Annotated in this window: 13 protein-coding genes; 9 read left to right on the top strand and 4 right to left on the bottom strand. The window is 70.5% G+C overall.

From position 1 onward, the window contains the following. Nucleotides 1-67: 67 nt before the first annotated feature. Nucleotides 68-484 carry a TetR family transcriptional regulator gene (locus AB0M73_RS38585; protein WP_363902063.1) on the bottom strand — a complete coding sequence of 139 codons (417 nt, stop codon included), beginning with the start codon at nucleotides 482-484 and terminating at the stop codon, nucleotides 68-70. A 45-nt stretch (nucleotides 485-529) separates the two neighbouring features. On the opposite strand from AB0M73_RS38585, the gene AB0M73_RS38580 reads away from it, so the two are divergent. Beyond that, nucleotides 530-1009 (top strand): GNAT family N-acetyltransferase, encoded by a 480-nt coding sequence (locus AB0M73_RS38580; protein WP_363902060.1) that lies wholly within the window; start codon nucleotides 530-532, stop codon nucleotides 1007-1009. Here AB0M73_RS38580 and AB0M73_RS38575 read toward each other — a convergent pair. The 3 genes from AB0M73_RS38575 to AB0M73_RS38565 are packed head-to-tail and all read right to left on the bottom strand — an operon-like array spanning nucleotide 978 to nucleotide 2594. After that, entirely contained in the window at nucleotides 978-1817 is an 840-nt protein-coding gene (locus AB0M73_RS38575) for an alpha/beta hydrolase (RefSeq protein ID WP_363902057.1), read from the bottom strand. The two genes, AB0M73_RS38580 and AB0M73_RS38575, sit on opposite strands and share 32 nt — an antisense overlap. A 25-nt stretch (nucleotides 1818-1842) precedes the next feature. After that, nucleotides 1843-1992 carry a hypothetical protein gene (locus AB0M73_RS38570; RefSeq protein WP_363902054.1) on the bottom strand — a complete coding sequence of 50 codons (150 nt, stop codon included), beginning with the start codon at nucleotides 1990-1992 and terminating at the stop codon, nucleotides 1843-1845. A gap of 11 nt (nucleotides 1993-2003) precedes the next feature. After that, nucleotides 2004-2594: a phosphatase PAP2 family protein gene (locus AB0M73_RS38565; protein WP_363902051.1), complete on the bottom strand. Its 591-nt coding sequence runs from the start codon at nucleotides 2592-2594 to the stop codon at nucleotides 2004-2006. Between the two features lie 163 nt (nucleotides 2595-2757). On the opposite strand from AB0M73_RS38565, the gene AB0M73_RS38560 reads away from it, so the two are divergent. The 8 genes from AB0M73_RS38560 to AB0M73_RS38525 all read left to right on the top strand — a co-directional run bounded on the left by AB0M73_RS38560 (nucleotide 2758) and on the right by AB0M73_RS38525 (nucleotide 12059). Next, nucleotides 2758-3456 (top strand): alpha/beta fold hydrolase, encoded by a 699-nt coding sequence (locus AB0M73_RS38560; protein ID WP_363902048.1) that lies wholly within the window; start codon nucleotides 2758-2760, stop codon nucleotides 3454-3456. Beyond that, complete coding sequence (locus tag AB0M73_RS38555) at nucleotides 3453-4715, top strand: FAD-dependent oxidoreductase (protein ID WP_363902045.1); 1263 nt, start codon at nucleotides 3453-3455, stop codon at nucleotides 4713-4715. Before AB0M73_RS38560 ends, AB0M73_RS38555 begins: the two co-directional genes overlap by 4 nt. Continuing rightward, entirely contained in the window at nucleotides 4709-5422 is a 714-nt protein-coding gene (locus AB0M73_RS38550) for a DUF1365 domain-containing protein (RefSeq protein WP_363902042.1), read from the top strand. Before AB0M73_RS38555 ends, AB0M73_RS38550 begins: the two co-directional genes overlap by 7 nt. After that, nucleotides 5419-6666 (top strand): cyclopropane-fatty-acyl-phospholipid synthase family protein, encoded by a 1248-nt coding sequence (locus AB0M73_RS38545; RefSeq protein ID WP_363902039.1) that lies wholly within the window; start codon nucleotides 5419-5421, stop codon nucleotides 6664-6666. Before AB0M73_RS38550 ends, AB0M73_RS38545 begins: the two co-directional genes overlap by 4 nt. 68 nt (nucleotides 6667-6734) lie before the next feature. Continuing rightward, entirely contained in the window at nucleotides 6735-7781 is a 1047-nt protein-coding gene (locus AB0M73_RS38540) for a PfkB family carbohydrate kinase (RefSeq protein ID WP_363902036.1), read from the top strand. 242 nt (nucleotides 7782-8023) lie between these two features. Continuing rightward, nucleotides 8024-8986 (top strand): VWA domain-containing protein, encoded by a 963-nt coding sequence (locus tag AB0M73_RS38535; protein ID WP_363902033.1) that lies wholly within the window; start codon nucleotides 8024-8026, stop codon nucleotides 8984-8986. Nucleotides 8987-9052: 66 nt separating this feature from the next. Continuing rightward, complete coding sequence (locus AB0M73_RS38530; protein WP_363902030.1) at nucleotides 9053-9994, top strand: LCP family protein; 942 nt, start codon at nucleotides 9053-9055, stop codon at nucleotides 9992-9994. 10 nt (nucleotides 9995-10004) lie between these two features. Then, nucleotides 10005-12059, top strand: a complete 2055-nt coding sequence (locus AB0M73_RS38525; RefSeq protein ID WP_363902028.1) for a tetratricopeptide repeat protein — start codon at nucleotides 10005-10007, stop codon at nucleotides 12057-12059. Nucleotides 12060-12112 lie beyond the last annotated feature (53 nt).

The following is a 12112-nucleotide window of genomic DNA, read 5'->3' as shown; positions in this document are numbered from 1 at the left end:
CCTCTCTGTCTTTGTCTTTTGGTGCGTGGGTCCCCCCACCCGCGCCGTTCACTTTGTTGTTTGGGTTTCAATTTTTAGTTTGTTTTTTGGCCCCCCACGCCCTGGTGTTCACCCGGTGCAGCTCAAGCAGTTCCTCGTCGCCGACCGCGGCGGCGAGAAACCCTATCCACACCACGCTTTCCACCGTGCCGGCCTCGGTCGTGGCCAACCCCTGGGCGAGCACTGCCCGCAGCGCCTCCCGAGGACCGGCGGCTGCCGCCTCCAACGCCTCGACGCGTTCCAGAGTGCGCGAGTGCAGCAGCTCGCGGGCGTGCCGGAGCAGCGCTCGCCGATTGGGGAACCGGTGCATGACGAGCCCGGTCGTGCACCCCGCGGCCGCCGCCACCGCACGGATGGTGAGGTGCTCCAGCCCCTGCTGGGCCAGCACGTCCCACACCGCCTGTGACAGCTGCTCCGCCGCCCGCGGGTTCGCCGCTCGTGACATGGCCGCCCTTCCGTTCGGAACAGACGTTACCGTAACATCTGTTCCGTGACGACGATCGAAGCCCGCCCCTGGGACGACCCGCACGGCGTCTACCTGCGGGAACAGCAGCGTGTAGAGATACTGGCCCGCTACGACGGCGAGGACACCGAGCCCGGCGTGCACCCCAGCGCCGACGACGTGGCGGTCTTCCTGATCGCCTTCGACGACGCCGGCTCGCCCCTGGGCTGCGGTGCCCTGCGTCAACTCGACGACACGTCCGCCGAGGTCAAGCGCATGTTCGTGGAGAAGTCGGCCCGCGGCACCGGCGTGGCGACGGCCGTGCTCCGCGCCCTGGAGCAGGCGGCCGTCGACCGCGGCTGGACCACCGTGAGGCTGGAGACCGGCACCGGCCAGCCGGACGCGATCCGCTTCTACGAGCGCGAGGGCTACGTCCCGATCCCGGCCTACGGCGACTACATCGGCTCCGAGACCTCGCTCTGCTACGAGCGCGTGCTCAGCTCCGGTGTGCCAGCAGATGCTCGATGAGCAGCCGGCACAGCTCCTCGGCCGCCTCCTCCGGGATCCAGTGCGAGACGTCCTCCACGATCTCCAGCCGGTAGGGGCCGGTGACGTGCTTCTCGGTGGCCAGCACGCCGGCCGAGCCGACGGCGTTGTCCTCGGTGCTCCACACCATCAGCGTGGGCACCTCGACCGGCCCGACCGCCCCGCCCAGGTCCATCGCCCGGTACCAGTTCAGCGCCGCCGTCAGCGCGCCCGGCTGCGTGAAGCGGTCCAGGTAGTGCTCGATGTGGTCCTCGGGGACCTTCCAGTCGTAGATGCGGCGCAGCTTGTCGGCCTCGTCGGCCAGCAGCGTCTTCTCCGCCGACCCGGCCGCCCGGAACGTGCCGATGTAGCGGGACCGCTCGTGCTGGTCCTCGTCGGTGGCCCGGGCGTGCTCGAAGGCCGCCGGATGCGGCACCGACACCGCCGTCAGCGTCCGCACGCGCTCCGGCATCGCCGCCGCGGCCGCCCACGCCACGATCGCGCCCCAGTCGTGGCCCACAAGGTCGAACCGCTGCCAGCCCAGCTCGTCCGCGATCGCCGCCACGTCCCCGACCAGCTCCTCCAGGCGGTAGTCGCTGACGTGCTCCGGGCGCACCCCGGGGGAGTAGCCGCGTTGGTCCGGGGCGACCGCGCGGCAGCCGCCGCCCCCGAGCACCCGCAGCTGCTGCTCCCATTCCAGTGAGGACTCCGGAAACCCGTGCAACAGCAGCACCTCGCGGCCGTCCTCGTCCCCGCTGGCCAGCGCGTCGAACGTGCCGGCCGGCGTGGAGATGCGCGTTTTCTCGATCACACGGTCGACTCTAGCGCCCGCCCGATCACCGCTTCTCGATGGACAGGCCACCCTGCTCGTCGTCGATCTTGATCACGGAGGTCTGCGGGGTGGTGTTGCCGCACAACAGGCCGCTGGTCACGGTGTGGCACAACGTCAACGACGCCGGCCTTCCGGTGGGTCGCTCGCGGCCCACCGGCCAGGGGGTCAGGCGCTGTGCTCCAGCTGCCGCTCCGCCTCGACCGGCACGGGCGTGAACCGGGCGATGAATCGGTCCTGCCAGAGCAGCGTCGCGCCCCACACGGCCAGGCCGGCCAGGGTGGACAGCAGCGCGCCGGCGGTGATGTCGGCCGGGTAGTGCACGCCGACGAACACGCGGGAGATCGCGACCAGCGCGGCCACGCCCATGAGGTACGGCCCCCACTTGGCCGAGATGAAGAACCACACCGAGATGGCCAGCGCGAACGACGCCGTGGCGTGGTCGCTGGGCAGCGACACCCCGGGCTCGTGCGTGATCAGCATGTGCACCTGGTGGGTCTGGAACGGCCGCAGCGACAGGTGGAACGTCCGCACGGTGACCGAGAGCGTGAGCCCGATGGCCAGCGTGGCGCCGACCTGCCCGATCCGCCACGCCCCGACCGGCCACCACCCGTCCTGCCTGGCCCGCAGGAAGGTGGCTACGGCCCCGGCGGCGAACAGCAGGAAGACCAGGTACTTGGCGGCGAAGACCATCAGCAGGTCGAGCGGGCCGAACGCGCCGGCCAAGCCGTTGACGATGCCGAAGATCTCGTAGTTCACGCCCGCTCCTCGTGCTCACTGATGTCGATCAAGGATGCCGCACCGGCTGTTGGCCCCCGATTCACCCCCTGGACACCTTCTCCACAGTGCCAGAACATTCGGCGACGCGTGGGTACGGAAAGTCACCGCGAACCGGATGACCGTCGCGTGCGAACGGAGTGACATGTCCAGCTCAGTCACACCCGTCCTGCGGGAACGAGGCCGCAGGCCCACCGGGGTGGCGCTGCTCCTGCACGGCGGCCGCGCCCGCAGCCACGAGCCGGCGACCAGGGCGAACCTCACCTATCTGCGGATGGTGCCGTTCGCGAGGGACCTGGCCCGGCAACCCGGCCTGCTCGTGGCCCAGCTCAGCTACCGCTATCGCGGCTGGAACGACCAAGACCCGGTCAAGGACACCCGCTGGGCGCTGGACGACCTGCGGCGGCGGCACGGAGAGCTACCGGTGGTCCTGGTCGGGCACTCCATGGGCGGCCGCGCCGCGCTGCACGCCGCGGACGACCGGAGCGTGCTGGGCGTGTGCGCGCTGGCGCCGTGGACCGAGCCGGGGGAGCCGGTCGCGCAGCTGGCCGGCAAGTCCCTGCTGATCGCCCACGGCGACCGCGAGCGCTGGACCGATCCGCGCCTGTCCTACGACTACGCGGTCCGGGCCAAGGCCGTCACCGACGACGTCTGCCGTTTCGAGGTGCACGGCGACGGGCACGCGATGCTGCGGCGCGCGCGTGAGTGGACGAGATTGGTGCGAAGTTTTGTCCTTGGTCGCCTGGATTACGAACCGATGCCCGGGTGGATCGCGAACGCTGTGCGTGAGCCGTCGCCGCGGGGCCTTCGGGTGCCGCTGAGCCTGGAAGGGGCCGCCGGATGAGCAGGGACAAGCTCGCCGTCATCGGGTCGGGGGTGTCCGGGCTGACCGCCGCCTACCTGCTGCAACGCCGCTACGACGTGTCGCTGTTCGAGTCCGACGCGCGCCTGGGCGGCCACGCCCACACGCACGACCTGCCGACCCAGGGCGGCGGCTACACCGCCGTGGACAGCGGCTTCATCGTGCACAACGAACGCACGTACCCGAACCTGCTGCGGCTGTTCCAGGAGCTCGGCGTGCCCACGCAGGACTCGGAGATGTCCATGAGCGTGCGGTGCGACGGCTGCGGCCTCGAATACGCGGGGGCGCGGCGGCTGCCGGGGCTGTTCGCCCAGCGCGCCAACGTCGTTCGCGGGCGCTACCTGCGGATGTTGGCCGAGGTCAAGCGGTTCCACCGGCACGCGCGGCGGGTGATGGACGACGAGCGGGCCGGCGACGTCACGCTGGGCGCGTTCCTGGCGGTCGGTGGCTATTCGACGTACTTCATGCAGCACTTCATGGTGCCGATGGTGGCGGCGGTGTGGTCGTCGGGCGAGGCGTCGTCGCTGGGCTACCCGGCGCGGTACCTGTTCACCTTCCTGGCCAACCACGGCATGCTGTCCGTCGGCGGTTCGCCGCAGTGGAAAACCGTGGTCGGCGGGTCGCGGCGGTACGTGGAGCGGGCGGCGAAAGGCCTGTCGGCGGTGGAGATCTCGACGCCGATCCGCGCGGTGAGCCGGACGGCCGGCGGCGTGGCGATCAGGGACGACGCCGATCAGACCCACGAGTTCGACAAGGTCGTCGTGGCCACCCATCCGGATCAGGCGCTCCGTCTGTTGGCGAATCCGACCGCGGCGGAACGCGACGTGCTCGGGGCGTTCGAGTACTCCCGCAACGAGACCTGGCTGCACAGCGACCCTTCCGTGCTGCCGGTCTCGTCGAGGGCGCGGGCGTCGTGGAACTATCTCAAGGCCAGCTGTCACGACGGCGGCGGTCCGGTTCTCGTCAGCTACGACATGAACCGGTTGCAGCGCTTGGACGCTCCCGTCGGCTATGTCGTCACGTTGAACGCCACGGACCGGGTCGCGCCCGACGCGGTGATCGCCAGGATGGTGTACGAGCACCCGATCTACACGCCGGCCGCGCTGGCCGCCCAGCGCCGGTTGCCGTCGCTGAACGACGGAACCGTGGCGTACGCGGGTGCCTACCACGGCTGGGGGTTCCATGAGGACGGTTGTGCCTCCGGCGTGCGGGCCGCCGAATCCCTGGGCGTCACGTGGTAGCGCCCGCGCTGTATGACGTGGAGGTCGCGCACGCGCGGCGGGAACGCATCGACTACGCCTTCAAGCACCGGGTGTTCCTGTGGCTCGTCGACCTCGACGCGCTGCCGTCGCTGCCCCGGTGGCTGCGGCCGTTCGCGCGTTTCGAATCCCGTGACCACCTGGGGATTCCGTCCCGCACCATCCGCCAGAACCTCGACGCCTACCTGGCGTCGCACGGCCTGGAGTGCGACCGGATCCTCATGCTGGCCAACGCCCGCTCGCTCGGGCACGTCGTCAACCCGCTGACCGTGTTCTGGTGCTACCGCGAGGAATCCCTGGCCTGCGTGATCGCCGAAGTGCACAACACGTACGGGGAACGGCACAACTACCTGCTGTTCCCCGACGAAGCCGGCCGGGCCCGCACCGACAAGGAGTTCTACGTCTCGCCGTTCCTCGACCTCGGTGGCGAGTACCTGATGCGGTTCGGCGAGCCCGGGCCGACGTTGTCCGTCACCATCGCGCTGCGCCAGCACGGCAAGACCCCGCTCACCGCCACGCTGCGCGGTCACCGCCGCCCGGCGACCCCGCTCGCGTTGGTCAAGCTGCTGATCACCCGGCCGCTGACCACGCACCGGGTGTCGGCGCTCATCCGCACGCACGGCATCGGCCTGTGGCTGCGCCGGATCCCGATCGTCCCCCGCACCCCGCACGAGGAGACCGCGCAATGACCAAGACCCGTGCAGTTCCGTTGCCCAGCAAGGGGATCTGGCCCGGGCTGGCCACCGTGCCCCGCTCGCCGCTGCGTGCCGTGGCGGCGGAACGGCTGTTCCGCCACGCCGTCCGCACGATCCCGGTGCGCGTGGAGTTCCCCGACGGCCGCGTGCTCGGGGCCGGCGGCCCGGACGCGCCGGTGATGCGGCTGCACCGGCCGGGCCACTTCTTCCAGCGCCTCGGCGCCGACGCCAAGATCGGCTTCGGCGAGGCGTACATGGTGGGGGACTGGTCGAGCCCCGAGGTCGCCGACGTGCTGACCCCGTTCGCCGCCCGCATGGCGACCCTGATCCCTCGGCCGTTGCAGGCGCTGCGGCGGATCGCCGAGCGCACCCAACCGGCCGTCGAGGACAACGACCTGGCCGGCGCGCGGGAGAACATCCACCGGCACTACGACCTGTCCAACGACCTGTTCTCGGTCTTCCTCGACGAGACCATGACGTACTCCTCGGCCTGGTTCGCCACAGCGCCTGATTCTTTGGAGAAGCAGGATCTGACGGACGCCCAGCTCCGCAAGATCGACGGCGTGCTGGACTTCGCCGGCGTCGGCCCGGACACGCACGTGCTGGAGATCGGCACCGGCTGGGGCGCCCTGGCGATCCGGGCCGCGCAGCGGGGCGCCCGCGTGACGACCCTCACGCTGTCGGCCGAGCAGAAGGCCATGGCCGAGCAGCGGATCCAGGCCGCCGGAGTCGCCGACCGCGTGCAGGTGATGCTGCGCGACTACCGTGAGGCACACGGCAGTTACGACGCCGTGGTCAGCGTGGAGATGATCGAAGCGGTGGGGAAGGGGTACTGGCCCACGTACTTCGCCACTCTTGACCGGCTGGTGCGGCCCGGCGGACGGATCGGGTTGCAGGCCATCACCATGCCGCACGACCGGATGCTGGCCACCGCCAACGCCTACACGTGGATGCACAAGTACGTGTTCCCCGGCGGGCTGATCCCGTCGGTGGAGGCCATCGAGGACGCCGTCGCCCAGCACACCGGGCTGCGGGTGGTGCAGGACCGGGCGTTCGGCCAGGACTACGCGCTGACGCTGCGGACGTGGCGGCGTCGGTTCCTCGGTCGCTGGCAGGAGGTCGCCGCGCTGGGCTTCGACGAGACGTTCCGGCGGATGTGGGAGTTCTACCTGGCCTACTCCGAGGCCGGATTCCGCGCCGGCTACCTCGACGTCCACCAGTTCTGCCTGGCCAAGTGAGCAGCTGTCACCCGCCCGGGTGCCGTTGATCTTGGTCGTCGCGGCGTCGGCGTCCTAAGGTGACCCAGGTGGCAACGGCGTCAGAACACCAGAGTCCCGCGTTCGACGTGCTGCTGTCCGGCACGGTGTTCCTGGACATCATCTTCACCGGGCTCGCGCACCAGCCCTCGGCCGGCACGGAGGTGTGGTCGACCGGGCTGGGCTCCAGCCCCGGCGGCATCGCCAACCTGGCCGTCGCGCTGAGCCGGCTCCAGCTCAGCACCGCGCTGGCCGCCGCGTTCGGCGAGGACCTCTACGGCGACTTCTGCTGGGAGGTGCTGGCCAACCAGGAGAACGTCGACCTGTCGTGCAGCCGGCGGTTCTACGGCTGGCACTCGCCGCTGACCGTGTCGATGGCCGTGGACCGGGACCGCAGCATGGTCACCCACGGCCACCCGTCGCCGGTCGGGCCGGACGAGCTGCTCAGCCCGCCGCCGCGCACCCGTGCCGCCTATGTGCACGTCGACCTGCAGGAAGAGCGGTGGATCCGCGCCGTGAAGGAGCAGGGGGCGCTGCTGTTCGCCGACGTCGGCTGGGACCCGACCGAGCAGTGGGCGCCGTCCATGCTGCGCAAGCTCGACGGTTACGACGTGTTCCTGCCCAACTCCGTCGAGGCCATGAGCTACACCCGCGAGGACACCCCCGAGCGGGCCGCCGTGAAGCTGGCCGAGGTCGTGCCGGTGGTCGTCGTCACCCGCGGCGGCAACGGGGCCTTCGCCGTCGATTCCGCCAACGGCGTCACCGTGGACGTCGGCGGCCTGAACATGGCCGCGCTGGACCCCACCGGCGCCGGCGACGTCTTCGGGGCCGGTTTCGTGTTCGGCACCCTCGCCGGCTGGCCGCTGGCCGATCGGGTGAACTTCGCCAACCTGTGCGCCGCCCTGTCCGTCCAGCACTTCGGCGGCTCCCTGTCGGCCCCCGGCTGGCACGACATCGCCAGCTGGTGGCGCCACCTCGGCCGCCGCGACGCCTCCGAGCTGCACGCCTACGAGTTCCTCAACAACGTCCTGCCCACCGACCCCGCCGCCATGGTCCGCCGCGCCAGCCCCACCATCGGCCTCCGCGGCCTCAGCTGACCCCCGCGAGCCTGCCCCCGGCGTGGTCCGCCCCCGCGAGTCCCGCCCAGCGTCACACCGAATCACGCTCTCCAGCACATTCGAATGTCGCATGTGGCCCACGTTCGACCTCCAGCGCCACACGTGGCTACCGGGGGGCGCGGGGTGAGACCCGAGGCTCAGTTCTGCCCGACAGCGTAATTCGGTGTGCCGGAGAGCGGGACTCGCCGGGGTTTTACGTGGGGGCCTGTTAACTGGGGCCCGTGGGGATCGATTCGTTCGCGTCGCCGGTGTGGTTCGCGCTGCTGCTGGGCGTGGGGGCGGTGTTCGGCGCGTACTTCTGGGTGTCGAGGCGCCGACGCCGGCACGTGGTGCGCTTCGCCAACATGGCCGTGCTGGACAAGGTGGCGCCGAAGCGGCCGAACCGGTGGCGGATGGTGCCGCCTGTGATGTTCCTGGTTGCCTTCCTCGCGCTGACGGCCGCGCTGGCCGGCCCGATGGCCGAGGCGAAGGTGCCGCGCAACCGGGCGACCGTGATGCTGGTGATCGACGTGTCGCCGTCGATGGACGCCACGGACATCCAACCGTCCCGGATCAAGGCGGCGCAGGCGGCGGCCAAGTCGTTCGTGGAGGACATGACCGGCGGGGTCAACCTGGGCCTGGTCACCTACGGCGGCTCGGCGACCGTGGACGTCAGCCCGACCACGGCCCGCAAGCCGGTGGCCGACGCGATCGACGCCATCCAGCTCCAGCCGGCCACCGCGACCGGCGAGGCCATCGCCGCGGCGCTGCAGTCCATCCAGCAGTTCGAGCGCGGCCTCGGCGGCGCGGCCGGCGCGCCGCCGGCGCAGATCGTGCTCATGTCGGACGGCAAGCAGACCGCGGGCCGCGACGAGTTCGCGATGGCCAAGGAGTCCAAGGACGCCAAGATCCCGATCAACACCATCTCCTACGGCACCACCGACGGCGTGGTGGTGCTGCAGAACCAGGAGGTGCCGGTGCCGGTCGACGACGACTCGCTGCACCAGCTGGCCGACATCTCCGGCGGCCAGTTCTTCAAGGCCGACACCAGCGACAAGTTGAAGCAGATCTACGCCTCGCTCGGCCAGCAGATCGGCTACGAGACGCAGGAGGCCGACGTCAGCAAGCCGTTCGTGGCGCTGGGCGCGGTGCTCGCGGTCCTCGGCGCGGCCGGCGCGCTGGTTCTGTCCCAGCGCGTTCCCTAACGCAACCAGCGCGCCTCGCCACACGTCCCTATTGTTGACGTCTGTCCACAAAGCGGAGGTGGTCTGGTGCGCATCGGGCGTGTCATCGGGATCGTTGTCGTGGTCCTGATCCTGCTCGTGCTGGGTGTGTTCGTGTACGCCGACTTCTCGTTGAAGCGGACCGACGCGCTCCAGGACTACTCCGGCCGCCCCGCGGCGGGCGCGGGCACGAACTGGCTCATGGTCGGGTCGGACAGCCGAGAGGGGTTGACCGACGCGCAGAAGCAGCAGCTCGCCACCGGCGACGCCGCGGGCTCCCGCACCGACTCCATTCTGTTGCTGCACGTGCCGTCCAGCGGCAAGCCGACCCTGGTCAGCATGCTGCGTGACTCCTATGTGGACATTCCGGGGCACGGCAAGAACAAGCTCAACGCCGCCTTCGCCTTCGGCGGACCGCAGCTGCTCCAGCAGACGGTGGAGGGCGCCACCGGGCTGCGCGTCGACCACTACATGGAGATCGGCTTCGGCGGCTTCTCCGACGTGGTGGACGACATCGGCGGCGTGAACATCTGCGTCGAGCAGCCGATGGTCGACCCGAAGGCCGGCCTGAACCTCCAGCCCGGCTGTCAGGACCTCGACGGCGCCCAGGCGCTGGGCTATGTGCGCACCCGGGCCACGCCCTCGGCCGACCTGGACCGCGTGGTGCACCAGCGGCAGTTCCTGTCGGCGGTGGTCAGCAAGATCACCAGCCCCGGTGTGATGTTCAACCCGTTCAAGATCATCCCGTTGATGTCGAGCGTGCCCGGCGCGCTGACCGTCAACAACGGCGACCACGTGTGGAACCTGGCCAGCCTGGCGTTCTCCCTGGCCAGCAAGGACCTCGTCACCACGACGGTGCCGGTCGGCAGCACGCCGACCATCTCCGGCGCGGGCTCGGTCGTGCTGTGGAACAAGGACAAGGCCACCCGCCTGTTCGAGGCCCTGCGCACCGACGCCGAAGTGCCCGCGGACGTGCTCAGCGGCCACTAGGCTTCATCGGGTGTCGGAGCGCCCGTTGACGTTGCAGGAACTGATCCGCCGGCGGCAGGCCGGCGAGTTCGTCGGCCGCGAGCGGCAGTTGGCCCTGTTCGAGGAGAACCTGCGGCTGCCCGTGGACGACCCTCGCCGGCGCTTCCTGTTCAGCGTGCACGGCGCCGCCGGCATCGGAAAGTCGTTCCTGGTAAGGCAGTTCCGCCGCGTCGCCACCGATCATGGCTTCGCCACGGGACAGGTGGACGAGGCCGCCTACGACCTGCCGTCCGCGCTGGAGGCGCTGGCGGCGGGTTTGGGGCCGTGCAAGGAGTTCACCAAGCGGCTGACGGCGTATCGGCAGCACCGCCAGAACCTCGACGCCGATCCCACCGCCCCCGAAGGCCTGTCGTCGCTGCTCACCCGGGGCACCGTGAAGATCGGCCTCGGGGTCGCGGGCGAGGTGCCGGGGCTCGGGGCGATCACCAAGCCCATCGACGCCAAGGCCGCCGCCGAGGAGATCGACAAGCTGCGGGTCTTCCTGACCCGCAAGCTCCGCAACCACATCGACGTGCAACTGGTGATGTCGCCGGCCGATGTGCTCACCCCGGCCCTGCTGCGTGATCTCACGTCGCTGCGCAAGCCGCTGGCCCTGTTCTTCGACACCTACGAGCGGACTTCGCCCTTCCTCGACCAGTGGCTTCGGGACCTGTTGGCCGGCGAGCACGGCACCCTGCCGCCCGAGGCCGTGCTGGTGGTGGCCGGCCAGCATCCGTTGGACCTGAACCGTTGGGGCGACTACCTCGGCATCCGCACCGACCTGCCGTTGGACGTCTTCACCGACGCCGAGGCGCGCAGCTTCCTGGCTTCCCGCAACGTCACCGATGAGCGGGTCGTCGAGGTCATCCTCAGCCTGTCCGGCAAGCTGCCGGTGCTCGTGGCCATGCTCGCCGAAGCGAGGCCCGCAGAGGTGAGCGAGGTCGGCGACCCCAGCGGCAGTGCCGTGGAACGCTTCCTCAAGTGGGAGCCCGACCCCGCTCGCCGCACCGCCGCCCTCTACGGTGCCCTGCCGCGCCGCTTCTCGTCCGAGGTCTTCGCGGTCGCCGCCGGCTCGACCGACCACTTGTCATGGTTGCTGCAACAGCCTTTCGTCACAGAGCAGGCCGACGGTTACCGCTACCACGATGTCGTTCGGTCGCAAATACTCCGCGTCCTGCGCCGCCGCGAGCCGGGGGAGTGGCGCAAGCGGCACTTGGCCCTGGCAGCCGACGCCCCGGATCTGGAGAAGGCCTACCACCGCTTGTGCGCCAACGGCGCCGCCGCGCTGCCCGAAGCCCTCGTGGGTCTGGTCGAGGCCTTCGCGGTGCGGCGATCGCTGTCGCAGCAATGGGTTCCGATGATCGTCCAGGCCGGCCGCGACGCCGACGCACCCGAGGTTCTCCGGCGTGGCACCGAACTCGCCGAGGCGGTGCCCTACCTCGACTTGATCAGCCTGCTCGTCGACGACCGCTCCCTGCCGGCCGCGACTCGTGCGCTGGCCCATTCCGAGCGGGGCATTCTGCGCCGCGCCGACCGCCACTTCGACATCGCCCTTGCCGACCTGGAGGCCGCTGTCGACCTGGCCCCCGGTGTGGTCACCTACATCGGCGAACGCGGCGAGACCCTCCGCCGCATGGGCCGCCACGCCGAGGCCATGCCCGACCTGGACCGCTTGGTGGCGGCCAAGCCCGATGACGCCTGGGCCTGGGGCTGCCGTGGTGCCGCGCTCCAGGCACTCGAACGGTTCGAGGAGGCCCTTGGCGACCTCGACCAGGCCATCGAGCTGCGGCCGACCTACATCTGGGCCCTGGGCACCCGCGCCGAGACCCTGCGCCGCGTGGATCGCCTCCCCGAGGCGTTGGCTGATTTCGACCGGGCGATCGACCTGGACCCGCACTACCTGTACGGCCTCGTGAACCGGGCGGTCATCCTGTTCACAGCGGGGGAGCGGGACCGCGCGGCCGACGACCTCGCTCGTGTGATCGAGATCGACGGCGAGGACGGCGACTGGGCCCGGCGGCTGCTCGACGCCATCCGGGACCGCTGACCCGGTCGGCTGGATGCTGACCACGCCGTCCGGCGGTGTCGGATCGCACGTCC

It is taken from the genome of Kutzneria sp. NPDC051319 (assembly GCF_040682195.1).
Classification (GTDB): Bacteria; Actinomycetota; Actinomycetes; order Mycobacteriales; family Pseudonocardiaceae; genus Kutzneria.
Note: the sequence above shows the minus strand (reverse complement) of the source record. Positions and strands in the feature narration are given on the sequence as shown.